Source organism: Amycolatopsis sp. VC5-11 (assembly GCF_037034185.1).
GTDB classification, from domain to species: Bacteria; Actinomycetota; Actinomycetes; order Mycobacteriales; family Pseudonocardiaceae; genus Amycolatopsis; species Amycolatopsis nivea.
This window is the reverse complement of record NZ_JBAGKF010000014.1, coordinates 56,414-82,704: the sequence shown is the minus strand read 5'-3', so window position 1 is coordinate 82,704 and position 26,291 is coordinate 56,414. Positions and strand designations below refer to the sequence as shown.

The following is a 26,291-nucleotide window of genomic DNA, read 5'->3' as shown; positions in this document are numbered from 1 at the left end:
CGGTCTCCCTTTTTCTCTCGTTTCGTTTTCTCCGGTCTGCGCCGATTCGCCGGGGTTCACCCGTTGGCGGCGATGTCCATCGGGCCGCCGAAGACGCGCCCGGCACCGGCGTAGTCGCCTTTGACCCTGATCGCGGTTTCGTGGACCACCTGGCCGGATTGCGGGGCTTCGATCATGCGGCCCTGTCCTATGTAGAGCGCGACGTGATGGATTTCCCCGCCGGAACCCCAGAACATGAGGTCGCCGGGTTGCAGGTTCTCGACGGACACCGGCTGTCCGCGGGTGGCGGTGAACTGCTCGGTGGACGTGCGCGGCAGCGTGATCTGCCGCCCGGTGCCCTGGTAGTAAGCCCAGCGGGCCAAGGAGCTGCAGTCGAATCCGACGACGCCGCTGTCGCGACCCGTTCCCCGGCTGGGTCCTTCCAGCGTGCCGCCGCCCCAGGCGTACGGGGTTTCCGCTGTCGCTTGTTCGGCGGCGCGGGCGATCACGGCCCCGGCACGTCCGCCGGAGTTCTGCGGCGTTTCGGTTTTGCCGTACTTGGTGTTGGCCAGGTCGCGGATTTTCTTGATGTAGCGCACTGTTTCGGCGAACGGGGGCACGCCTCCGGCGTCTTTCACTTTGCCGGGGCCGGCGTTGTAGCTGGCGAGGGCGAGGTCGAGCAGGTCGCCGCGCAGCCCGCTGTTCTTGCGGCAGAAGGCGACGAGGTAGCACATGTAGGCGGCTTGGGTTTCGATGGCGTCGGCGGGGTCGCGGGGGTCGGCGCGGCCGTCGCCGTCGCCGTCGACGCCGTACTGCGCCCACGTTCCGGGAAGGAATTGCGCGAGTCCGTCGGCTCCGGATTTTCCGTTGTGCGCGAAGCGGTTCCAGTTCGATTCGGTCTCGATCTGGGCTGCGAGCACCGGTGCGGTGACTTCGGGGCAGCGTTGTGCCGCGTGCAGCAGGGGTGCGCGCGCCCAGTCCGGAACCGCGTCCGGTTTCAGCGTGGTGCTCCAGGGGCCGTCGTCCGGTCCTGGTTGCGGTTCCGCGTCCTGGCCTCCGCCCATGCCGAGCAGCAGCGCGAGCATGGCGAAACAGAGGACTGCCGCGGCTGTCGCGGCCCATTTCAGACCCATTAGGCGCCGCCGTCGGAGTCGGAGAAGGATACGCCGGCGACTTTCCATGCGCGGCCTGCTTGTGTCAGGGAGCAGTAGGCCGCCAGGGTGGGCAGTTTCTGCCGCCATCCGTCCGGGGCGGACGCGGTCGCGGTCGCGAGGACGCCCGCGGCCGCGGTGCGGTCGTCGCTCGGTTGCGGGTCGTCGGTGATCGGTTCGGTGTCGACGTGAACTCGTGCGCGGCGGGCGGCCAGGTCTGTCCAGGTCCGGTCGCGGCCTTCGCCCGCGAGGGTGTTTTCGAGGTCGGCGGTGCCGTACTGCTGCGCGGCTCGTCGGCGCGCGTCGGCGGGCCCGGTGTCGGTGGCGGTGTCGACCGAAAGCGCGGCGACGGTGAAGCGGGCGCAGACCTCGGCCGCGGCCTCGACCGGCAGGGCGGATGCGTTCGGTGGCGTCGACGGCGCCGGCGCCCGTGAACAGGCGGCGCCGCTGTGCGCGATGACGCCTGCCGCGAACAGAATCTGTCCCGTTCTGCGCAGAGTTCTTCGTACGCGCCCCGTTTTCGGGCGTGTTCGGCTCATGGTCGTCCCCCTCGGTCGTGCTGTCCTTCTGTCGTGCGCGCGGTGCGCGGCGTCTGTCGTCGGGTGCCGGATCGGTTGTCTAGGCGTCGTCCTCTCGGTATCTGCTCAATGCCGCGTTGATGTCCGTGTCGGAGTGGCGCGCGTGCGGAGCCGTGGTTCGGAGGAGCAGCGGTTCGGCGAGCCCGTAGCAGGCCCAGTCGGCCACGTCCTCGGGTTCGGGAACCGGGTTACGTCCGAAGTGGACGGTCGCCCGGGGCAGCGCGTCGGTGTCGTATTTGATGCGCAGCGTCCACCCGGTGTCGGCGCGCCACCGGACTGTGATCAGGTCGGCGTGGCCGGGCCCGTCGGGGTCGGCCGGTCGGGTCGCGGTGATCCGCAGGGCGGCGTGCGGCATTGGGGAATCCAGCAGCTGCAGGCCGGACACGGTCAGGCCGAGCTGGTCGAGCCGGTCGACGACGGCGCGGATGTAGGGCTCGTGGCGGAACGCGCTGCCCGGCGCGGGGTGCGGAGGATGGTTCACCGCGGATCCCTTCCGATCGTGGCAGGCGTCATCGGGTTCTGCCTGTCGTGGCGAAGTCCGGTGCGGTTCTCGGGGTGCGTCCGCCGGCCGGTTGCGAGCGGCGGTCCGCGTTGCGGGGCGCCGGCGGGGAGACGCGGGGCGGGTCGGCCAGTCCGTGCAGCGCCATCGCCCGCAGCAGCTGGTCGTAGATAGGGGTGGGTTCCCCCGCCGTGTCGTCGGGGTCCGGGCGCGCGTGTTTCCCGCCCGTCCGGACCGTCGCCAGCACCGGAGCGGGCTCGGCGACGGCGTTCGCGCCGGGCGGGTCCGGAGCGCGGAACATGTCCGCGAGGTTGAGCCGGGTGAGCCGGCCCGACCAGGCGGGTTCGGGCTCGGGCCGGTCGGTTGCGTGCCGGGGTCCGGTGTTCCGCGCGGCGGCGAGGCCGTCCGTGCGCTGGCCTGGGATGGCGAGGTCGTCGGTGGTCTCCGTTGCCAAGCGGGTCATCGCGATGTCGACGAGCCGCGTGGCAAGGTCGGCGTTGCGAGCCCGGGGCGGTTGGGCTGCCGCGACGAGCACTGTCGCCTCGACCGCCTCGTCCGGCGCTTGGGCCTCGGGATCGCCCGTGCTCCAGCGGGTTTCGGACTCGTCGCTGAACGCGGTGCGCACCGAGACGCCGAGTTCGGCGGCGTCGGCGACGAGCTCGCCCCACCGTCGCGCGTCGGCGTCGGCGTCGGCGTCGGCGTCGGTTCGGTCGGGGCCTTCTGCGGTCGCGGGCTCGGCCGGGTCGGCGGCGGAAGTATCGAAGGGCGGTTCGGCGGCCGGGTCGTCTGCGGAGAGCACGACCCGCAACCGCTGGCCGTCGCGTCCTTCTTGGCAAGTCGGGTCGGCGGCGAGGAAGTTCTGCCAGCCGGCCGGGGTGTAGCGCCGGGAAGAGCAGGTGACCCGGTCCGGGGCGGCGAGGTCGAATCCTCCGTCTCCGCCGATGCGGGTGCCGGTCATGGTCCAGAACGTGTGGGCGCCGTGCCGGAGCAGCGGGTAGCGGCCGGGTTCCACGATGGCCAGCTCGGTTCCGGGGTCGGACGTGTCGGCGGTCGGGTCCACCGGGTAGATCCGGCGGCGCAGGATCTCGATCACGCCGATCCGCTGCGGCGGCGACGCCGGATCGGGTTCCGGAGCAGCGGTCTCGGGTGCGTCGTCTGTCCCCGCGCGCGATGTTTCCGCCGCTTCGGGGGTACGCCCGGGTGCTGGCGGCGCGGGTTGCGTTGCGGGAACGGCGCGGCGCGGCGCGGGCGGCTCGGCGGAGCGGGACTCGCCCGCGCGCGAACGGTCCTCGTGCGGTTCGCCGGTCGCGAGAGCCGGCGCGGGCGCAGGTTCGTCTGCGGCGGCAGGGGCAGGGGCGAGCGGGTCGAAGTCTCCGTACTCTGCTTCGAGCCGATCCCAGTCGTCTCCATCCGTGCCCGCGGCCGGGTCCGGCGGCGCGGTGGTCTCCTCGTCGTCGCCGGGCCCTGCGGTCTCCGGATCGTCGTCGGGGGTGCCGCCCGGCGGGGGCAGTTCGGTTCGCGGTTCGGGGACGGTCTGGGGTTCCGGGCGATCCGCGCGGTCGTCGGGAGTCGTGGAGAGTGCGGGAGGAGCGACGGGCTCCAGCTGCGGCGGCGCGGGGTTTGCGCGGGGTCGCGGGGGCTGGGTGCGGCGAGGCTGCGCGTCGGGTCGGGGTTCGGGTGGTCGGCTCCGGGTGGCTGACGAAGCCAGTGGGCGCACGGTGTCGGGGTCGACGCCGACGAGCCAGGCGAGTTCGTTGCGGGTGGCGCGCAGGGACGCGCGCAGGCCCGGGCCGTCCGGCTGGTGCCGCAGACGGTCGTCGACTCCGGAATCCGCGATGCGGGTTTCCAGGGCCCGCAAGTGGGTGATGAGTTCTTTCATCTGCGTGTCGGCGCGGCGTTGGTTGCCTGGGCCGCGTGCGGCCCAGCGGGCGGCGTCCAGGTGGGAAGTGTCGGGTGCGTCGAGTCGTTCGGCGATCATCACCGCGATCCGGGGCAGTCCCGTGGCCGCTTCGGCCGGGAGGTCGAGGCGGCGCAATTGGTCGGCCGCGGTGCCCCAGCCAGGGACGAATTCGAGCGCCGCGATCGGCCCGGGCACTGTCCTGTGCTGTCGTGTCGGAGAGTTGCGCAGGAACGCCTCCATTGCCGCGACGGCCTTTTCTGCCTGGGCGATCGCGGCTGCGGCGGTGGCCAGCGGCGGGGAGTCCTTCAGCGCCGCACCGGCAGGACGCCCTGCGTCGTCGACACGGCGCAGCGACCAGCGCCAGCCCTCGGTCCCGGCCTCGTCCTGCGCGCGGGTGATCCGGAGGCGGAAGCCGGGAGCGTCGAGCCTGTATGCCACAAGGCTTTGCGGGTCGCCGGGCTGCGTTGGCGCCTCGTCCCGGGCCGCCTGTCGGCCGTCGGGCAGCGTCAGTGCCGCCGGGAACGCGGCGTCGTCCGGGCCTTCGCCAGCGGGAGCCGTCGTGGCTGCTGTCGCCGGGCCGGGAACGGTTCCGTGCTCAGGTGCTTCGGTGGTGCGCGGTGCCTGGCGGATGCCGGTGTCGGCGACGGCGGTCGGTTCCGGTGCGACGGGACGCAGGATGTCGCGGGCTTCCCGCAGGGCGTCGCTCAGGCGCGTCGGATGCCGCGCATCGGGCAACGCGTCCGTGATCCCGGACGCCGCGACGTGGTCGGCGAGGTCTCCGATGTGCCCCGCGATCGCGTCCACGAAATCGGGCGGGAATTTGACGTTGCCGGGCAGGTGACCGGTCTCCCGGATCCACACCGCCTCCCTTTCGGGCGACGGCAGCACCGAGTTGAGCCGATATGCCACTTTGACGGCCCATTTCGCCGCCGCCGGGAGCCCGTGCAGCGGCTGGTCCCGCAACTGGCTCGAGGCGTCCCCCCACCCCGGGACGAACTCCAGTTCGCCGATCGGGCCGCGCACCGGCGACGGTTCCACCAGTTGAGGCTCGTCGAGGTGGCGTTCCAGGTGCGCCAGCCACTTTTCCGCCTCCGCGAGCGCTGCCTGCGGGGTCCTGTACTCGTGGGTTTTCTGGCTGAAGCGCATTTCGTTCAGGCCTGCGCCGCGGGGTTTGCCATCGGCGTCGATCCCGTGCAGGAACCAGGTCCACGGTTTCCCGGATTGGCGCGGCACTTCCGCCGGGCTTCCTTTGACCACGAGTCTGAACCGTTCGGACTCCACCAGTTCGTAGGTGTCGTAGCCGAATCTGTTGATGGTTTTCTCTCCCGCCTCGACCCGGCGATACCGCAGCGCGCGGCGGCCGTCGGACATCGGCAGCGCAGCGACCAGCGGTGTCGGCGCGGCGTCCGCTGACGCCGTGTCGGCTGCGGGTGGCTGGTCCGGCCGGGCGACGCGGTCTGCCGGAGCGTCCGCGCGGCTGCGGTCTTCCTCCGGCGCGGTTGCCTCCGGCGCGGATCCCGGTTGCGTCACCGTCGATTCCGCGTGCGCGAGAACCTCTTTCAACGCCGCGCTGACGGCACGGGGTTTCGGTCCGCCGGTCGCGAGCCGGCGGGGCACGCCGTGCTTGCCGTGCAGGTCCGCCAGCGCGGCGAGATCGCGCAGGTAGCCGGTCGCTTCCGCTTGTTGTTCTCGGGTCAGCGACGGGCCGTCTCCGCCTGCCAGCAGCCAGGAGGCGTTCGACTCCGGCGTGGTCGAGCGGGCGTCGAGTCGCGGGATCATGCCCAGTGCCAGCTGCGCGGTGCGGTGCCGGAGCGAGGCGGGCAGGTTCTGGTGGCTGAGCTGGTCGGCGAATCCTCCCCACTTGGGCACGAACGCCAGGTCCGCCATGGGCCCGTCGACTCCCGCGGTCGCCGCGGGCACCGGCTTGTCCAGCGCCGCGAGCAGCTGGCGGAGGGCCTTCTCCGCCTGTTGCACGGCCGTCGCCGGGCTCCGGTAGGCGGTGCCGCTGATCTGCTCCGCGCCGACGGCCTCGCCGGAGGCGTCGAGCTGTTGCACCGCCCACCGCCAAGGGGCGGCGTCGGCGACCTCGGGCGACGGAGCCGCGACGATCACCCGTGCACGTCCCGGGACAGTCAGCACGAACGCGTCTCCAGGCCACCGGTCACGGAACCGGTGGGGCAACTGGCTGTCGGCGACCCTGGACAGTTCGCGGCCGTCGCTGAGCACCACCGGTCCGACCGGACGCCGCGGCGCGGGCTGGGGCGGTTCGGGCGCGCGGAATGCGTAGCGTTCGGCCAGGGCGGAGCAGACCGCGTCGAGGTCCGCGGCGACGCGGTCGATTCCGATGGCCTGCAGCATCCGGCCGAGCCGGTCGGTGTCCTTGCTCGCCTTGCGCAGCGCCCATGCCCACGCGGACAGATTCGATGTCCGGTACCGAGCGGTCGTCTCCGCGGAATCGCTGGGATGGCCCGACGTCGCGCTCGCTCTCGCGACCCACGCCGGAGTCATCGCACGGTCGCCGAGCACGTCGCGCTGCAGCCAGTGCACCACCAGCCCTTGGGTGAAACGGGCCCCCCTGCTCAACGACTGGACACCGTCGGCGGAAGCGATCGCTTCGGCCAGGTGCATCCGCGCGGACACCGGGTCGCCGGCCTCGCTCGTGGCCATGGCTTGGGCTGCCCGTCGAGCGACGGCCCCGTCGGGCGCCGTCATCGCGTGCAGGATCGCCGTCGCCTCCTGGCGGGCGCGCAGGCTGGAATTCCGGATGTCCTTGACGACGCGTTTCCTGTCGGCGGCGGCTCTCTCGGCACGGCGCTGGAGCCGCTGGGCCACGGGCTCCTCGCTCCAGTCGCCGGTCGGCGCCGCGGTCAGCGAGACGCGAGAGGGCAGGCCGCTGCGCCGCATGAGCGAGTGCCCGACGTCGTTCAGGTAGTCCGGCAGCGGCAGCGCGGGATTCCCCACGGGGCGCACGTGCCCGGCGGCGCGCACCGCGAGCGCGATCTGCACGAACGCCCGGCCGATGTCGAAGCGGCGCTCGTCGGACATGACGTGGCGCTTCGGCTGCGCGGGGTCGTCGATTGCGAGGCGGTCGGCCTGCTGCTCCGGCGTGTCGGCCGGTCCGGCGAGCGTGGACAGGATGTCTTTCATCGCGTACGAGTCGGCGAGGTTGAAGGAGATGACCGGCTGATCGCGATAGCGCTCCAGCTGGGTCTCCAGCGTGGGGCTCGCCGGGTGGTCGGGCGGCAGCAGCGTCAACGCGGCGAGCCCGGTGCGCGCAAGCGGCAGGACGGGCAGCCCGCCGTGATCCTGCGCGGCGCGCTGCTCCAGCACTCCCGCCATGGCGCGCAGGCGCGCGGCCAGCCAGCCGAGCGACGCGTCGGCGGTGTCCAAGCAGCGCCCCGACTGCCGCAGAACGTCCGCGAGGTGCGGCAGCACCAGGCCCGGCACGTGGTCCAGCCGCCGGGGCAGCAGCTCCTCCGGCGTCCCGCGCAGCAAGGTCGTCTCCTCCACGATGGAGACCAGGTCGTTCCCTTGCGGCAGCGGCAGGAAATCCCGCAACGCCATCGCCGCGGCCATCCCCCGCAGACGCGCTCTCTCTTCCGGCGTCGCTTTCCTGCCTGGATTCACGTCCGCGACCGACTCCCGGACCCGCGTCACCGCCGGATGCGCGCTCAGGTCCGCTGTCGTCGCGATCGTGAGACCGTCGATCCTGCTGCGCGCTTCCTCGAGCCGCTTCGGCAGTCCCGGCGCCGACAAGGGCAAGGCGCAGGGGACGCCCTCCTGCCGACCTGCCCGGTAGGAGTGGTCGGCCTCCTCCCGGGCGAGGACAGGCGGGGGGTCCTCCGGGGCGCCGAGCCGCATTCCCAACCCGGCGGCTTCCCGTGCCAGCGCGTGCGCGCGTGCGTAGAGCTCCGGTGCGGTGAAGACACCGCCTTCCTCGGGGTCGGCGGGTGGCCGGGTGAGTCCGAGCCAGGAGTCGATCTCCTCGTCGGAGACCTCGACCGGTTCCCGGGCTGGAGTCGTGCGGTGCAGCTCCGCGTCGCGCTCGGCCTCGATCCGCAGCCTGGCCAGGGTCGCCATCGCGTTGAACGCCAGCGTCCCGACCGGCTGGCCGCCGTCGAGGACGAGCAGGCCGCGGTCGCGGTCGAGGGCGATCGCGTCGGGCCGGTGACGGGAGCGGCGGGCGGGCGGGCGGACTTCGAGGGTGATGCCGTGCTCGTCGCGCAGTGCCCGCGCGGCCTGTTGCAGCCACCAGCGGCCGCCCTCGTCGTGCAGTGTCCCGTCGCGTTCGGTTCTGCGGTCGGCGCCGTCGGGGTGGTGCATGACCAGGTCGGCGAAGTCCAGCCAGGAGTCCGGGTCGTGCCCTCCGCGCAGCGCTGTTTCGGTGGCCGCGGTCACGGCGGTCGCGAGCGCCTGCGCGAACGTCGTGCCGTAGGGCCCGGGATCGTCGGCCGCGTCAGCCGGGAACACCGACGAGGTCCCGGCCGGGGCGAGTGCCCAGGGCTGGTCCGCCGCCGACGCGGTCTCGGCGGGGTCGTCGGGCGCGAGGTCGAACAAGCCCGCCTCGTCCGCCGGTTCAGCCGTCGAGGTGCGGTCCGGGACCGGCGCGGGCCGAGCGGAAGGAGCATGCGGGGCGGAGGCAGCGGCCGGGAGCGGTTCGCTGCGGGCGGGCGGGGATTCCTGGCTGTCGCGGCGGGGGCCGGGGACCTCGGCCGGGGCGTCCTGCGCCTCCGGCCCGGCCTCGGGCGACTGCTCCCGAGCGGTGTCCGGGCCTGAGGGCACGCCCGTTTGCTCGGGTGCCGCGGCCGGTTCCGCCGGGGCCGTGCGTGCGGGGGAGGCTTCTGCGGCTCGGTCGGGACCGGGCATCGGCGACGCGGTCGCGTGGCGTGCGGCGAGCAGTCGTGCCTGCTCGTCCAGCGCGTCGGCGATGCCGCGGATGCCCGATCGCTGTAGCAGGCTGGCCAGGTCGTCTCCGGCGTCGACGCGGGAGCGGAGCGTGTCGGCCCAGGAGGTGCAGTTCGCGGCGAGGTCGCTCGCACCGCCGGGGTTCAGGCCGGACGGGGCCGCGCGCGCGACCCAGTCCGGTTCCGGTGCGACTCCGCCGAGCGCGGCGCGCTGCAGCTCCAGGCGCAGGACTGCCACGGCGGCGTGGCCGCCGAGCGCGCGGGGCCGCGCAGTCGCGGTGAAGGCGTCGGCGAGGAATGCCTGCGCGGTCGCGGTGTGCCCGGCGTCGAGCGCGTCGGCGGCGCGGGCGAGCAGCGCGGCGCCCTTGTCGCCGTCGCCGAGGTTCCGCAGCGTGGTGGCCGCGTCGGCGCGGGCGTCGGCGGCGATCTGCGGCAGTCGCGCGGCGGCCGCCTCGTCCAGCTGGCGGCGACGTTCGGCGCGCTGCTCGACCCTGGCGGCGGGAGCCATCGTGGTCGGGCGGTGCCGGGGGATGCCCGTGGTTCCCTCGCCCCGCCGCAGTGCGCCCGCTGCCGCCGCTGTCAAGGAGGCGGCGACGTCGCGGACGTAGTCCGGCAGCGGCGTGTCCGATGTGCCGACCGGCGGGGTGTGCCCGCCCGGTTGCAGGAGGGTGGCGGCGTCGTCGAGCTGTCCGGCGAGGTCGCCGACGACGTCGCCGGTGCGGGCGGGTTCGGGCAGGGACGCGATGATCGACTCGGCGGTGGCCCGCGGGTCGTCGTCGGTGCCGTCCAGCAGGTCGAGCAGCGCCCTGACTCCGAGGCCGGCGTGTTCGCTCGCGCCGTGCAGCCAGGGCTGGAATCGCAGTGCCTCGCGCAGCTGGTCCGCCAGCGGCTGGGCGGCGGGGTGCTGCGCGGGCAGCAGCACCAGCCCGGCTGCCCCGATGCCTGGGACGCGCGGCGTGTCCGTCGGGGACGGCGCCGGGCGGCGCATCTCGCGGCCGACCGAACGCAGCTTCCACGACAGCCATGCCAGCTGGCCGGGCTCGGCGGCCGCGTCGATCACCCGCGCGGCCTGCTCGATCGTCTCCGCGACGATGTCCCGCTGGTCGGCCGGGATCGTGTCGAGCCAGCGCGGCCGCAGATCGTCGGCGGGAGTGCGCGCGTCCGCGAGGTGTTCGGCCAGCGCCGGGAGCGAGAACCCCTGTGGGGTCGGCAGGTAGTCCGCGACCGCGTCCATCGCCAGCATCGCCGTCGTCCATTCCCGTCGTCGCGGGTCCGGCGACGCTGAGCGGCGCGTCAGTGCGGAGCGGACGTGCTCGACGACCGGGTGGCCGTCCAGCGTGGCCAGCACCCGGATGCCCGCGCCGTCGACCAGACGCTGCGCCTCGTCGATCAGCGCGCGGTAGGTGTGGCTGTTGCCGGAGAACGCCAGGTTGGGCGTGCTCGGGTGATCGGCGGCGCCGAGGCGGTACCCGAGCGCCGCCGCCTGCCGTCCCAGAGCGCGCAGCTCGTCGCGCTCGTCCTGGGACGCTGCCCTGAACCTGTCCCGGAGGGTCTCCTCCGGGATCGAGCGGTCGACGCTGCGGTCGATCTCCTCGTCGGAGACCTTCGCGCGCGGCAGTGCTTCGCCGGTACTCGAGACCGCCGCGGCACGCTCGGCGGCCCACCGTCGCGTGGCGATCTCGGCCAGCAGTAGGGCGGCTTGTGCGGGCTGCGGCTCGGCGTCGTCGATGAGGACCCGGCCGGGGCTCACCGCCATCCTCGACTCGCCCGGGCCGTCAGGGGCGGCGACGGTGCAGCCGAATTCCTCCCGCAGCACTTCGCGGGCCTGCCGGACCCACCACGACGCGGAGCGCGCACTGGCCGGGGGTTCCCTGCCTTCGCGCTCGGTCTCCGTTGCGACGAGGTCGAGCAGTCCGTCCCACGCGGCAGGGTCTGCGCCGCCCGCCGCGCCCGCGTCGGCGAGCGCGCGCTCCGCGACGCGGATGCCCTCGGCCAGCAGGTCATCGCCGCTCGCGGCGAGCACCCTGAGTCCGCGTCGCGGCACGCCTTCGTGTCCAGCGGTCGCCCTGCGGTCGAGGGCGTCGGGCAAGCCGGTGGCGAGGACCGGTGAGGCGACAGCGTCGCTGCCGGCCTGCGGGGAATCCCACAGGCTCGCCTGGTCCTCGTCGTGCGCGGACACGGGGCGGTCCGGCGCGGTCGCCGGGCGGGCAACGGGGACGAGCCCGTCGGGATTCGGGACGGCGCGGCCTTCGCCGACGAACACCCAGCCGCGCACCCGGTCCCACCCGACCTGCCGCACGTCCTCGTCACGGTCGGCGGCGTTGGCGGCGAGTCGACGGGTCGCGACCGGGGAAATCTCCCAGTCGCCGTCGACCTGCACTGCGGTCCCGGTGCGGCCGGCCTCCTCCAGCACGGTGCGCAACTGGTCGGGCGAGGCCACGGTGTGTTCGGCGACGGCCGGGCGGGGTGCGGCGAGCAGCCGCAGCCGGGTGGACAACCGTGGTTCACGGGTGCCGGGGAAGCGCAGCAGCAGCGTCGTGGTGTCGCGCGACCAGGCTTGCACGAGGGCGTCCGGTTCGTGTCTGGCGCCGGAGAGGGTCCAGCCGAACCGCTCCGGGTGCAGGTCGTCGGGCACGTCCAGCAGGTCTGGCGCGTCGGCGGGCGGCGCGAGCGGCGCCGGGTGCTGCACCAGGCCGGTCAGCGTGCCCGGCAGCGGCCAGCGCTGGCACTGGGCCCGGGCGCCGTCGACGTCGGGCAGCGTCGCCGTCGACGGTCTGGTGCCGGGCTCGCCGTGGTATCGGACGAGTTCGCCGGTCAATACGACGCCGTCCTCGCGCTCGACCGGCGGCCGGGTGATCCGCAACGGGGTGTCGCGGTGGGTCGGGTGCGCGATGACGTCGCCGGGGGCCAGGCAGTCGGCGGGGACCGTCTCCGGGGCCGTGGCTCCGGGAAGCACGGCGACCAGCTCGACTATCCGGGCCAGAGCGTCGGGCGCCGGGTTCTCGGAGGCTTCGGCGGGCTCGGCGGCGCTCCCCGCGACGACGTCGGCGAGACCGGTCAGGAGGGCCGCTCGGGTGTCGGCGAGGACGCCGCTGATTTCGCGGCGGGCCAGCCCCGCGAGGGTTTCCTCTCCGGCGGCGGCGAACGTTTTCGCGCGGAGGTGGTGGCCGTAGAGGTCCTCGGCGGCGAGCGCCGCGCGCATCACCTGGCGCTGCTCCGGCGTGGCGGCCTCACGGAACCAGCCGAGGATCAACGGCCACGCCACGGTGCCGTCGCGGCCGCCGTCGTCGCCGTAGGAGATGCGGAGGCCGGCGGGACGGTTCTCCGCCCGCCCGCCCCGGCCGTCGCGGGAGCCGAACCCGCCCCAGCCGTGCGGCAACGACAGCGGGGACCCGGTCGCATGCTCGCCCGCCGCAGAGAGGATTTTGACCAGCGCGTTGTCGTTGAGCGCGCCGAGCGCAGCGGTGACGTCGGCGGCGTCCAGCCCGCCCGGCAACACCGCAGGGACCCGGGGAGCCGGTGCACGGCCCGGCGCTGTCGGCTCGGCGGCGGACGGCCGCGCCTCGGCCGGTTCGCTCCGTCCGGACGGGGAAGGCAGCTCGAACAAGCCTTCCGACGGGGGCGCGGCCGGCGGCGCCGGTGGTTCGGCGGGAGCTGTCGCCGTCGGCGCGGGCGGTGCGGTCGAGGTCGCGGGTGCAGCGGGGCCGGAAGTGCGCGGGTCGCCGTGGCTGCCGAGCGGGGAGCCGTCGCGGGCGCGCACCCAGCCGCGATCCGGGTCGAGCCGGACGTCCTGGGCTTTGCCGCTGCGGCGGTGCGCGCCGCCGCGCCGCTCGGCGGTGGGCTGGGGGAACACCGCCCACCCAGGGCCGTCGGGCAGCGCGATGCCGACGCGACCCGCCTCGGCCAGGACCCTGCGCAGGTCGTCCAGGGACACCAGTTCGTGCTCGATGTCGCCGGGCAGCAGTTCGTCGCGCATCACCACACGGCGGTCGAGCGTCAGGCTGTCCCCGTCGGCGAGCCAGGCGAGGACCAGCTGTGTGCCGCCGCGCGCCCAGGTTTCCGTGGACGAGGCCCCGTAGGTGGTGGCGATCCGTTCCCACCCGTCCTCGGCGGGATCACAGTCCTCCGGCACCTCCAGCCCGATCCGTTCCGCCGCCGCGGCGGCGGGCGCCGCGGCTTCCCGCCCCGCCGGTGCCCGGCCGGGCGGCGGTTCCACCGAGGACAGCGACGCGGCGGGCGCGCCGGAGCCGGCGGGCGGGAGGACCGCGGCCAAGTCGAGGATCCGCCGCACCGTGTCCCGGTCGGCGCGCGACATCGTCGACAGCGCCTCGGCGGTGATCAGGTTCGCTTCGGTCTTGGCGGTCGTTCCTTTCGGCCGCCGGATCCGGGCTCGCCCGGTCGACTGCGCCTTCTGCGCGGCGTCGACGACGGCGAGGCCGGTCGCCTCGCGCAGCGCTGCCAGCTCGTCCCTCGCCGCGCGGGCGAGAGAGGCTTCCCCGGCCGCGTCGAATGCGTCCGCCGCGCGGTCGAAACCGCGCAGCGCCGTGTCGGCGGCGAGAACGATCGCGTGTCTGCCCGGGGTCAGGCCGGACCGGACCCACGCCTGGACCTGCGGCCAGCTCAGCTGTCCCTCCCGCAGCTGCCCGTGATCGAGGTCGACGGTCAGGCTCAAGCCCCGCGAATGGAACCGCACAGTGTCGACCGCGCCCGCGTCGGCTTCGCCGGGCCCGCGTTCGTACCCCAACACGCTGGATCCGTCCGCGTCGACGGGCGCGCTCGGATCGTCGCGGTCCACCTCGCGGACCAGGTGCGCGAACTGGCCGTGCTCCAGCCGGGCGACGGCGCGCAGCGCGCTCGCGACATCGGCCACGACCAGCGGCGAGGTCTCCGCCGGCCGGTGCGAGTCGCCGGGCGCGCCGGGCAGCGCGAAGCCGTTTTCCCTGGCCAGCGCGGACGCCACGACCTCGAGGTGGTGGGCGATCGTCGCGATCCCGGCGTCCCGCAGGGCACGGCCGACCTCGTCGGCGAAACGCGCCCGGTCCCGGGCCGCCTGCGCCAGCGCCTGCGCGGCGAGGGCAGTCTCCTCGCCCCGCCCGTCGGCGAGCAGCCGCTCGGCCGCGCTCGCGGTGTCGAAACGCGTGCGCGCCGACTGGTGGACGAACGCCTCCTGCAGCAGCCACAGCGCGGCATCGTCGATCAGCTCCGTGCGCTGATGCGGCGGGAGGGGTCCGCCGAGGAACTCGTGTACGCGCTCCAGCTCGCCGCGCTCGGCGAAGTGCGCCGCGACTCGCACCGCGTCCGGATTGACCGCGGCGAACAGCGCGTCGGCCTGGGCGCGGCGCAGCGCGCGCTCGTCGCCGACGACGGCGTCGATGCCGTCCGAGACCGCGCGCAGATGCTCGGTCAGGCCGCGGCCCTCGGCGAACCTGCCGAACGCGTCCCGGCTGTTCGCGGGCGCGGCATCGTCGATCAGATCGGCCAACTGCCGGAGCCTGCGCGCCGTGTCGCCGGGTTCGGCAGCACTGCCCGCGACCCGCGCGGCCAATTCCCCGGCGGTGAACGCGTCGCCGGACGCGAGCGCGGTGCCCCCGAGCGCCAGCGCGAGCCGCACCGGCCCGGGCGAGGCTCCGTCGATCTCGGCGGGCAGCGACTCCATGCAGTCCCGCAGCCACGTCCGCAATCCGGTCGCGGTGCCGGCCGCTGCCGGATCGAGCGCCGGGAGGAACTCGTCGCGCGGGTCCGGCGCCTGCCCCTGCGCCGGGGCAGGCGCGGCGGGCAACGGGGGCTTCGCTGCGTCGGACGAGGACGGCGCAGGCCCGGGGTCCGCAGGTTCTGGCAGCCGCAGCGTCGGGTCTCCGTCGAGAAGGCGTTGCAGCGCAACAGTGGCACCGCTCGCGTTGAACGCCCGCCCGCGCTGGACTCCCGCGCCGAGCGCCGCGGCCGCGGCTCGACGGTGCACCTCGGGATCGGCGTCGGCCAAGCGGGCGAGTGCGTGCGCGGGCGTCACGCCGTCGCGCTCCTCTCCGGCCAGGACCGCATTGACCAGGCGGGCAACAGACGCGTCCCGGTGGCGGAGGCCGAGCACGAAGCGCTTGACCGCCCGCAGGTCCGGCAGCTGCAGCACCGGCGTCGGGGGCAGCACCGCGACCGGGTCTCCTCCGGCGGCGCTGCGCCAGGTCCCGTCCGGAGCCCAGGCCACTTCGCGTCGGTCCACTCCCGCTGCGGCCGCGCGGGCGTGCGCTGCCGTCGGCTCGGTGACGAGCCGCCACATCCCCGGGCGGGTGGAGGGCACCACCCAGCCGTGCCGTCCGGCCTCGTCGAGCACCTGCCGCACGTCGTCGAGCGAGGACACCGCCGTCTCCCCGGCTTCCCACGCCGTGTTCGTCGTGACCGGGTTCGCGTCCTCATCCAGCTTCGCGACCACTTTCCGCAGAAAGAGCGGCGTCGCCAGCAGGCCGTCGTAGCCATACGTCAGCGCCGCGCTCCAGTCGCCGCGCGACCACAGTTCGCCCTCCCCCGCCTCCACGGGCTCGCCCAGGCTCTCTACCTGCCAGCCCCGGGACTCCAGAATCTGCCGGACCGCGTCGCGGGCGGCGGCGGGCAGCACGGTCAGCCCTTCCTCCGGGGCTGCTGGCGGCGCGGACGCCTCGACGGTGTCGGCCGCAGCGTCGGCCTTGTCGGCAGTCTCCGCGGTGACCGCCGCAGTCGCGGTGTCGGCCGGGGCGGCGGCATCCGGTTGCCGGGACTGCGCGTACTCGCGGATCCAGGCGAGCGAACCGAGACCGAGCCGTTGCTTGGCACGGGTGACGGTGACGTACGCGAGGCGCAGATCCTCTTCCGCAGGCAGGATGATCTCGCCGGTGGCGGGATCGCGTTGAGGTTCCCGGAAGTCATCGGCGATCTGCACCGTGTTCCATTCGCGACCCTTGGCTTTGTGCGCCGTGGACACCACCAATTCCGGGCGCAGGTCGTCAGCGGTCGCGTTCTCGTCGGCGAGTTCGTCGGCCAGCGCGATCAAGCCTCCCGGACGATGGCGGTCGACCAGACCGACGAAGGTGCGCAGGGACACCGCGTCCTCGTGCTTCTCGACATAGGCCCGGACCGCGTTCCAGTTCGCGAAATCCTTGAGGTCCGGATGGTTCGTGCGCCGGTTGCGCATGAGGTTCTGCGCGGCTGCGGCGATGGCCTTGATGTCGTTGCCGCCGCCGACGAGCGCGACTCGCTTGCCCGCCTCGAACCCCTCCAGCACCGCGGCGACGGCACCGGCATTCGTGCGGCACAGCACGGCATCGGGGTCGCGGACCTCCTCGATGCGGCTGTCGAGCGCATCGTTGCCCTCCAGCCGCAGATCCGCGCCCAGCGCCGCGAGGAAATGGTTCCCTGTCTCGGCGACGGCCGGGCCGAAGCGCCAGCTTTTCGTCAACGGCAGGACGACGTCGGCGGGCCAGTCGCTCAGGAAGTCCTTGGCGCCGCGGAATCCGTAAATGGACTGGTAACTGTCGCCGACCACGATCGTCTGCGCGGACTGAGCTTGCACGAGATGCGCCTGCAGTTCGTTCACGTCCTGCGCCTCGTCGAAAATGATCAGGCCCGCGTCCAGGACCGGACCTGTCAGCGCCCAGGCTTTGAGGTAGTCGTCGTGGGTGAACTGCAGCGTCCCCTCGGGGCTCATCTTCTCCGCCCAGATCACCTTGGCCAGCCGCAAAACCTCCGCCTCGACGGCGGTCAGTTCCCGGGCGTCGCCGTGGCCGAGATGACGTCCGGTGATCTGCTTGTCGCTGGACTCGCGGTACTGCTTCACCGCGCGCAGCGCCGACCGCACCAGCGACACGTTCTCCACCCGCGTCCCGCCGACCGTGGTTTCGCCGTCGGGGTCCATGCCGAGCGTGCGCGCGACCGGCCCCGGGTAGCCGTCGCTCTTCGAGGTCTTGGAGAGTTTTTCCTTGAGACGCGGGTGGTTCTGCAGTCCCCGGCGGGCGAAAGCGTGCATCGTGTCCGCGTCCACATGGGACGCGAACACGCCCTGCGCCTCGTCAGCGATGCTCCTGTTGAACGCGAAGTAGATGATCTTCCGGTCGGTCATGCGGTCGGCGAGCATCCGCATCGTGGAGGTTTTCCCGGTCCCGGCCAGAGCCAGGACCGCGACGTCCCGTCCGGAGAGGGCCGCGTCGATGATGGCTTGCTGTTGCGGGGTCGGCGGGAGCGTCGGTTTCGGTGTGCGGCGGGCTGTTTCCGCGGCGTCGAAGCGGGCGATGACCTCGTGCACGCGGCGCGCGAGACCTTCAGCCTCCGCTTTGGTGCTGGCAGCTTTCTTCCAGGTGTTCCCTTCCCTGGGCCGAAACCACAGTCTGACCTCTTTCTTCAAAGCGTCTCTGAATAGTTGCGGTTCGCTGCCGTCCGTTCCCGACAGCACGACGGTTCGCCCGGAGATCTCGACGGTGAGCTTGCGGGCGAGGCGTCCGGGCGCAGGCCCGGGGGCGTCGGCCGCGGTCGTGTCCGGTGACGGGGCCGGTTCCGCCGTCTTCGCCGGTGTTGCCGTATTCGGGGTCTCCGCGCTGCGGCGCGAGGCGGCGTACTGGGCGGCGACGTACGGGTGCACGGCGTCGCTGCCGAGGGTCGGGAGCGGACCTCCTTTGTTCTGCCGGATCTGGGCGATGTATTCGGCCATGTACTCGACGTCGACGCCGAGCTTTTCCTGGACCAGGACCGCGTGATCGGCCGCCGTGGCCGGGTCGACCGTCGCGAGCAGGGCAGCGACGTGTTTCGCAGCGTTCACCCGCCCGTCGACGAACTCCAGGGTGTCCGCGAACCGGTCGATGCGTGCCAGCACCGCCGTCCCGAGTGCCGACTGCGTCCACGGGGCGGACCAGTAGATCGCCGCGTGGGACGGCGGCCGCTCCTGTTCGGCCAGTTCGCTCAAGTCCTGCAGGGCCCATTCGGCGGGGTCCCGTCCGCCGGGCACGGCGGTGATCGCCAACTGGTCCTGCGGGTGGGCCGCCGGGTACCGGTTGAGTACGGACTCGGCGCTGGCGATCGTTTTGGCGGCGGCGTCGGGGTCGAATCCGAAGACGCGCCGGACCTCGGCCGGGACCACGGCGTCGATCGCGTCGAAGTGGTCGAGCGTCAGCGCGGTCCCGTTCACGCCGACGACGACGAGTGCGCGGTCGGTGTCGGCGGCCCAGGTGGCGGCCACGTCGAAGGCTCCTTCGTGGAGCACGACGGCGCGCCGATCGTCGTGCGCGCCCGTTGCGCCGCGTTCGGCTTGCTCGTGCAAGCCGAGCAGCAGCCTGCTTTTCTGGAAAAGCGGTGTCGTCGCCGTGTTCAGGTACTTCGCAGTGGCGGTGCCCGAACGGTCGCGGCAGGTGAAGCCCGCAATTCGGCCTTCGTCGTCGCGGATGGCGAAGGTGATCCGGTCGCGGAAGGCGTCGTAGACCCGTCCGGTATCCGTGTTCCGTTTGACGACGCCGGCTTCAATCAGGTCGAGGTCTTGGTAGCCCTTGCCGCGGAGGTGGCGGAGAAGGTTCTGCCATCCGGGCGGTGCGTATCCGATCTGCAGCCCGTGCTCGTTGCCCGGGCCGCGCCGGACCCGGTCCGCCTTGTCCTGGCCGCCGAGACGGTCGCGCACGTATGTCTGGGCCTGTTCGGACTCGGCGAACTGCTCGTCGAAGAAGTCTGCGGCGTCGGCGTTGATGCGCGCGTGCAGCGCGAGCAGTTCGGGTTCCGGCAGAAGGGCCGGCTGCGGCGTCTGCTCCGACGGGGCAGGTCCTGTCTTGTCCTGGGCCGGCGCTGTTCCCGATGCCGCGGCGTGGACGCTGGTGCGCAGATGGTCCCAGCGGACTTTGCTGTCCGGATCCGCCAGCTCCGCGTCGTCGAGCGCGTCCAGCGCGTCGTCGAACAGGCCCCGTTCGTAGGCGGCGCGGGCGCGCTCGTCGCACGCCGCGCCACCGCGTCGCCGTTCCTCGCGTTCGCGGGCGTCGCGTTGCTGGATTCGCCGGTGGTCGGGCAGAGGCCCGTCCAGCACGTCCGGGTGGTCGCCGAGGTAAGACTCGATCCACAGCCGTTCGCTTGGCGTGATGCCGGGGAGGCGGCCTGTGCCGACGAGGTGGGTGACCGGATCGCCAGTCCAGGAATAGGCGCGGCCGTAGTCGGCGACGGCACGGAGAAATCGGGCCGCGCGGGGGGCTGCGGGGCGCAGGCCCTCCAAGGCCATCTCGGCTTCGTGCAGACGGCGGGCGAAGAACTCGACCGCTGTCGGCGTGTCCTGCTGGGCGAAGCCGACCGCGTCGGCGACGAACCGACGGGCGTCCTGGTGCTCGTCGGCCGCGCCGACGACCACCGGCGCCACGACGGCGAGGCGAGCGGCGACGGACGTATCGAGCCGCCGGAACGCCTCCGCGGGAACAGCGTTCCGGTAAGACGCGAGATATTCGGCCAGACGGTCGACCGTGACCGAGAGACCCAAGGGGCTCCTCAAACGAAGGTCGCCCGGACGGCAGGCCAGCAACGGCGGCAGCGCCGCGCCGTCGGAGTCGACCTCGTGCACGAGCACGAACGCCTCTCCGGCGGCGTGTTCGGGCGTGACGTGCAACTGGGACTGCTCTGCGATCGCGCGCAAGGCCCTCAAAGTGGTGAGCGGCGAGGCAGTCTGCTCGGGCTCGTTGCCGGGTTCGGGTGTACCGGTGTCCGCTGCGGTCATGACGGCCTCCTCCGTGCTGGTCTCCTCGTGGTCGGGGGCTGGGGTGGGGTCCGACTGGTGCTGCGGGCCGGCGGGATCGGTGGGTGCGTGCCAGCCGCGTCGGTTGACGTGGTCGAAAATCCAATGGCGCGCAAGGTCCAGGACGCGTTCGTTGACGAACGGGTCCTCGTTGAGCACGTAGGCCACGGCGGGGTGGTCGGCGTCCCCGGCGTCCATCACTTCGAGTGCGGCGGCGTCAACCAGGCGGGGAGCGATCGCGATCCCGGCGTTGTCCTCGTGATTCACGCGCGCGAACACCTGGAGTTCCGGATCTGCGGCGGCGCCGGAAATCCACTGCTGCAGCCAGTCCACGGCGGCGGCGTCGCGTCGCAGGCTCAGATCGTTCAGGAGATTGCCGACAAGCCCGGGCAGCCCGGCGGTCAGATCGTGGGCGATCCGTCGTAGCACCCATCCGCGCGCGGTCTCGCGAAGCCGTGCGGCGAACGCGGGTTCCGCCGCGTAGCGCCGCGCGATCGCGGGATCCGGTTCCGGCAGGTTGAGCCTCGCCGCCTCGGTGTGGTTGCCCGCCCGTAGCGCGAGCCCGTCGTCGAGGGCCCGCCCGACCGCTGGGGCGAGGTCCTCCGGGTGCGCGCGGTGGAGGTCGCGCACGCCGTCCCGCAACGAGATCGCGAGCAGGTAGCGCCGCAGCCATTGCGCTGCCGGGAGCGGGATTCCCGTCGCTTCCGCGATCTCTGCTGCGGTGTCCGGAACAGCCCCGGCGGTTTCGGCTGCGACAGCGTGCTTTTCCGGTAGCGGCGCGGTCTCCTGAGCGTGGCCGGTACGCGGCGCTTGCGCTGCGGGGTGGGGCGGGGCGGCGCTGCTGGGCGCCGGGCGGTCTCCTCGGGTGCCGCCTGTTCTCTGCCCGTTCGTCGACGCGGGGACTATCGGGTGCGCGTCGAGACCGGGTTCGTCCTCTTGCGCGGGATCCGCTGTCTCGTTGTCGGGGTTTCGGTCCTGGCGTGGACGGCGCGCTGCGGCCGAAAGGCCGTCTTCTGCTGTAGCCCCGGGCGTCTCGGGTGTTTCGCTCGCGTTCTCGGCGCGGTCGGGGCCGGTCGCCAGGTCCGTGTCGCCGGCCGTGAGGTCGTCCAGTTCGTCGAGGTCGGGCCGGGTGGCCCCGAGCGGAGCGAGCCTGGGCTTCTGGCGGGCTCCCGGGGAGCCGATGCTCTGCCACACGTGCAGCGCCGCATCGACGGGCGGCTGGTGCTCGGGCAGCAGTCCCTGCGTGATCGCGCAATACCAGTCGGTGAAGATTTCCCCGCGAGTGTCCTGGACTCCGAGAGCCGCCGCGCCGTCACGAGCCTTGGCGCGCGTGGCGAGCCAGGCGTCATGGCGTGCCGCGATGCGCTGGCGCAGTGCGACCGCCTCGGGAGAGTGGTCGTCCTCGGGGGGCGGAGTCTCGGCGGCGTCCGCGATCTGCAGTTCGTCGATCAACTGTTCGCGTCGGCGAGTGACGTCGTCCAGCCGCTGTTGTTCCGGGAATGGCTTGCCGACCTCGGGTTCCGCCATGGCGATGCGCTCGTGCTGCGCCGCGATCCGCTGCCGGGTGGCGTTTCCTGCGGCGGCGACGGCTTTGACCCGGTTCTCGATGCTGGCGACGAGGCCGAGTTCGCTCGGCGGTTCGCGGAGGCTCACGCTGACCGATGCGAAGTCCCGGCCGGCGTCCGGCGAGTAGACCGTCACCGTCGTGTGGATGAGGTTGACCACGGCGTGCAAGGTCAGACCGGCGATGCGGGCGACCGCCGGGTGCTTCTCGAGGCGGTCGCGGTGCCCAGACAAGCCCAGGAGAACCTCGCGCAAGCGTGCCCCGGCTTCGGCGCGCTTGCCGTAGGCGCGTCCCTGGATCTCCATCGAGAACGCGGATCCGGAGACGTCGGCCAGGGTCGCGGCGAGCGTGTCTTGCCGCCGGGCTTGCTCTTCGTATTCGGCGATTCTCGTGTTCGCGTCGGCGATCTCGAATCTCAGCGACTGCTGATTGCCGACGTGGCGGGACTTCCTGCCGGTCAATTCGCCGTGCTCGCGGTCGAGGTCGTCCTTTTCGCGGTAGCGCGGGTCTCCGGTCGCGATCGCCATGGCTTCGGCGATGCTGTCGCCGTCGTCGGTCCTGACGTCGCGGGAGCGCTCGGGCGGGGTCGAGGCGTAGAGCGGCGCGAAGGTCTGCTCTTTCTGCAGCATGATCTCCAGCCGCTTGGCGTCCATCGACGGGGCGAGGACGAGCCGCTTCCAGGAGACGACTTCGTTCTGGTTGCCCTGTCTGCGTGCGCGGCCTTGCGCCTGGGCGCTGATGTCGGGGCGCCATCCGTGGGTGACCTCGTAACCGACGGTCACTCGGTCCTGGACGTTGATTCCCGCGCCCATTTTCATGGTCGAGCCGATCAGCACGGCGATGGAGCCTTCCCGGGCTGCGGCGAGCAGGTCGGCTTTGGCTTGCGAGGTCTTGGCCTCGTGGATGAAGCGGACGCTGCCCTCGGGAAGGCCGCGGGCGAGGAGTTGCGCGCGCAGTTCGTCGTAGAAGTTCCAGTGCTTGGGCGTCGGCGTGGATTCGTCGACGAAGACGAGGATGAGCCCGCCGCGCAGGGGGTATTCGGTTCCGTCCTTGCGGTAGTAGACGTTGCCCTTGGCGGCGGCCCATTCGAGACGGATGTCGTCGGCGAGATAGTCGACTTTTTGCGGCGACTCGGCGGTGATGCCGACTGCGCGCAGGTCGGTCGTCGCCAGTTGGGCGTCGTGGGCGATGCCGAGGTGGTTGTCCTTGCCTTTCTCCGGACGGCCGCTGATATTGCGTTCCCGTCGTGCGGCGTCCAGGGTGAAGATCCGGGCTTCCACAGAGCTGGGCACTTCGATGACTTCGATTTTCCCGCCGCGGAAAGCGGGGATCTTCAGGGGAAGATCTTCCTTCATTTTGATGTCGCTGGTGATCCGCAGGGCGTGCCACAGTTCTGGTTCGTTGATGATGCGGCGGGGCCGCATTTTCGGTTTGAGGTTCCCGCCGGGCGTCATCTCGTTGGTCTTCGTGAGCGTGACGTAGGTGCGGGCCCACACGTCGAAGCGAGGAAGGTCGTGGCCCAACCGGCGCAGCCACAGGTAGATCTCGGAGACCGTGCCCGTCCACGGCGTGGCGGTCGCCAGCACGCAGCGCGGGCCGCCGTGGCGGTCCTGCAGGTACTGGAGCTTCATGTCGAGGTCGATGGCGCGCCGGGCGCCGTCGATGCTCAGGCCGGGGATCGAACTGTGGACCATCCCGTTTTTGAAGTAGTGCTCCTCGTCGACCACGACGAAGTCGAATTCCGCCATGACGAAATCGATGCCCGTGGTGTCGCGTTTGATCTCTGAGATCCTTGTGCGCAGACGCGTTTCCGCGTTCTCCATCGCGCCTTCGATGCGCTTGGTCATCGTCTTGCTCATCGAGTCGGCGTGGGCTACTTTTTCGGCGCGCAGGTCGTCCAGTTCGGCTTGGAGGAAAGCCTTCTGAAGGTCGTACGGCATCGGGATGCTTTCGAACGACTCTTTCGTCATGATGACGGCGTCGACGTCGCGCGTCGCGACGTTCGCGATGAACTGCGCGCGGGCATCCCTTCCGTTCTTCGATTTCTTCCGCTTGTCGCCGGTGAGGTGGTCGGTCGTGCCCATGAGGACCCTCGCGCCGGGGTAGGCCTGGCCCCAGTCGCGCTGGAACTGGTCGGCGATGGAGTCGTTGGGCACCACCACGACGGGCGTGCGCGCGAGGCCGCGCCGTCTGCGTTCCATGACGCCCGCGATGATTTCCAGGGTTTTGCCCGCTCCGACGTCGTGCACCAGCCCGGTTCCGCCCTGGTGGACGATGCGGGCGATCGCGATCCTCTGGTGGTCCTTCGGCGGGAACGCCTCTGACATCCCGGGCAGGCTGAGCCGGATGCCGGAGTAGTCGACCTCTATTTCGGAGTTGAACAGGTCGTTGTAGGCGCGCAGAATCTGGCGGGCGCGACCGGTGTCTTCCCATACCCACTCGGCGAAGCGGTCCGACAGCGCGGCGGCTTTGTCCGTCGCCGCCTCGGTAGCGGCACGGTCGAACACGCCTTCTACGGTCACGCGGATCGCGGCGCCGGTGAGCACGCGTTCGGCCAGGTCGTAGGCGTCGACCCTCGCGGTGCCCCAGATCTGGGTGGCGGCGAGCCTGCTGGCGGCGGAGAGCTGTCCTCGGTTGGTGTGCACGGTCCACAGCCCGGCGACGCTTTCTGCCCGGACGTGGTCGTCGTCGAGCAGCTCCTTGAGGAACTGGGTGACATAGCTCGGACCGATCCATGAGCCCAGCCGTACTTCGACGTCGGCCGGGCCGAGGTCCGGCGGGATCACTTTCCGCAGTGCCTCGACGTTCGCGGCGAACCGGTCGTCGTCGGCCGCGGCGGCGGTTTCGGCGCGCGCGAGCTTGCGCCTCACGTTGCCGCCCAGATAGAGCGGCGCCCAGATCGGCTCGCCGGTGTCCGGGTCGTCGAACACCAACTGGCCCAGCGCTTCCCGGGCCTCGGGCTCTCCGGGCAGCCCGAGCAGGCGGGCGATCTCGGCGAGCTCGACGCGGGAGTGCGCGTCGAGGCAGATCGCCAGGGCTTCTTCTGCGGTGTCGGCGCCGAGCGGGACGGCCGGCGGGTGGATGACCCTGCGGCGGAAGATGTCGGTCTTGCGGGCGGTCTGGTCCGCGGCGGAGAAATCTTCCAGCGAGGCGACGACGTGCGAACCCGGGTCGTCGCGGAACCCGCCCTGGTTCGGCCGGATGATTTTCGTGGTGCGCAGTCCGAGGTCGTCCAGATCCAGCTCCGGGTCGGTCTTCTTCGGCGCGTGCTGGATCAGTGCCCGCGCGGACCGGATCGCCTCCTCGCTCAGGCGGGGGTCGGGCTCGTCCACCGCCGCGAGCAGGCTCAGCGGGTTCGCGGTGTCGGCCAGTTCGCGGGCCATAGCGGCTCGGTCGATCGCGGGGTCCCCGTAGGCGCGCTCTGCCGCGACCGACTTCGCCGCGCGGTTCGCCGCTCGTTTGAGGGAGGTCTCGTACTGGCTGACGATGCCGTTGAGGTGCCGGGCGAGATGGTCTTGTCCCAGCCCGTGCGCCAGCAGTTCGGTCAGGTAGTCCCGGACCAGCGCTCCGTCGGCGACGGCCTTGTCGTGCCCGTTGCGGTCCGCCCACTCCGAATACACCTGCCAGCCGGAGCGAAGCTGCCGGCCTTCGGTGAACGTGTTCACCGGGCCGTGCTTGGCGTGGTAGGCGTCGTAGCGGTCGTTCAGCTCGGCGCGCAGCGCCGCGATCTCGGGGGTGTCGTCGATGCACGCGCGTTCCGCGCTGATCAGCGCCATCGCGACGTCCCGCAAGCCCAGCAGCATCCGCAGCTGGTCGGCTTCCTCTCCGGGCGGCTCGTAGGGGAGTTCGGCGTCGCCGACGCGGACGGTGAAGGTGCCGTCTGGCAGTGCTGTGAGGGTGCCGTCCCACGGCTGTGCGTCCGGGTCCGTGATCGCGGTGGGCGCGGCCGGGCGGGGCGTGTTCTCGGTGCGGGGCGCGAGCGTCAGGCCTTGGTGCACTGCGGTGTCGGCGATGCTGGCGACCGCTGCGGCGAAGTCCGTGTCCAGGCGCGCGAGATCGCCCCGGACGAGCAGTTCCCGGTCGCTGTGCATGCCGTGGCCGAGTGCGAGGTCGCCGAGAATGTGTTCGGGGTGCTGGTGAAAGTACTGATTGACTTTGGCGGTGTCGTCGCCGATCTGCAGCGGCAGCGCCTTTTCCCAGGTTTCGCCGGGCACGGCGGGATTCGTGTCGTTCTCGCGCCGTCGCAGGATCAGCAGGTCGGTGACGACGTCGGTTCCGGCTGCTCGGCGGTGGGCTCCGGTGGGCAGGCGAACGGCTCCGAGGAGGTCGGCGAGCTGGGCGATCTCGCGCCGCGCGCCGGGGTTGACCGCGTCCAGGGTGAGGCGGGAGGTCAGCACGGCCACGATGCCGCCCGGCCGGACCAGACGCAGCGACTTGATGATGAAGCCGTTGTGGACGCTGTGCTTGTTGGGGTTGTGCTTGCGGTCGGGGAACTCCGCGTGGACGAACGGAACGTTCCCGATCGCGGCGTCGAAAAAGCCCTCTGCCGCGCCGAATTCCTCGAACGGCCCGCTGATGACGTTTGCGTCCGGGTACAAGGCGCGCGCGATCGCCGCGCTGACGGGTTCGCGTTCGACGCCCCACATTCCGGCATCCGGCGGCGCGAGGCCGATGAAGTGCCCGCTGCCGCACCCGGGCTCCAGCACGGTTCCGCCAGTGAATCCGAGGCGCTGCAGTCCGTTCCAGATCGTTGCGGCCAGTCCGGCGTCGGTGTAGTGGGCGTTGATGGTCGAGCGGCTCGCGGCCGCGTACTGCTCCTCGGTGAGGAGGGCTTGCAGTTCCTGGCGCTGGCGGGCGAAGTCGCCTTTGTCGAACAGCTGTCCGGCGTCGCCCCAGCCCGACCAGCGCGCCAGGATCGCGTGGTCGGCCGCAGTAGCGGTCGGTGTCGTGGTGGCGAGGTGTTCGAGGCTGCCGCCGTGCAGCCGGGCCAGCACGCGCAGCG

At 72.3% G+C, this 26,291-nt stretch carries 4 protein-coding genes; all 4 read right to left on the bottom strand.

Annotated features, from left to right (window positions below):
* Positions 1-56 precede the first annotated feature (56 nt).
* Positions 57-1,112, bottom strand: coding sequence for a C40 family peptidase (locus tag WA670_RS32335; RefSeq protein WP_336159954.1), 1,056 nt, complete (start codon positions 1,110-1,112; stop codon positions 57-59).
* Positions 1,112-1,669, bottom strand: coding sequence for a hypothetical protein (locus WA670_RS32330; protein WP_336159952.1), 558 nt, complete (start codon positions 1,667-1,669; stop codon positions 1,112-1,114). Before WA670_RS32330 ends, WA670_RS32335 begins: the two co-directional genes overlap by 1 nt.
* A 79-nt stretch (positions 1,670-1,748) precedes the next feature.
* Positions 1,749-2,189, bottom strand: coding sequence for a DUF6292 family protein (locus WA670_RS32325; RefSeq protein ID WP_336159950.1), 441 nt, complete (start codon positions 2,187-2,189; stop codon positions 1,749-1,751).
* A gap of 28 nt (positions 2,190-2,217) precedes the next feature.
* Positions 2,218-26,283 (bottom strand): AAA family ATPase, encoded by a 24,066-nt coding sequence (locus tag WA670_RS32320; protein WP_336159948.1) that lies wholly within the window; start codon positions 26,281-26,283, stop codon positions 2,218-2,220.
* Positions 26,284-26,291: the final 8 nt, after the last annotated feature.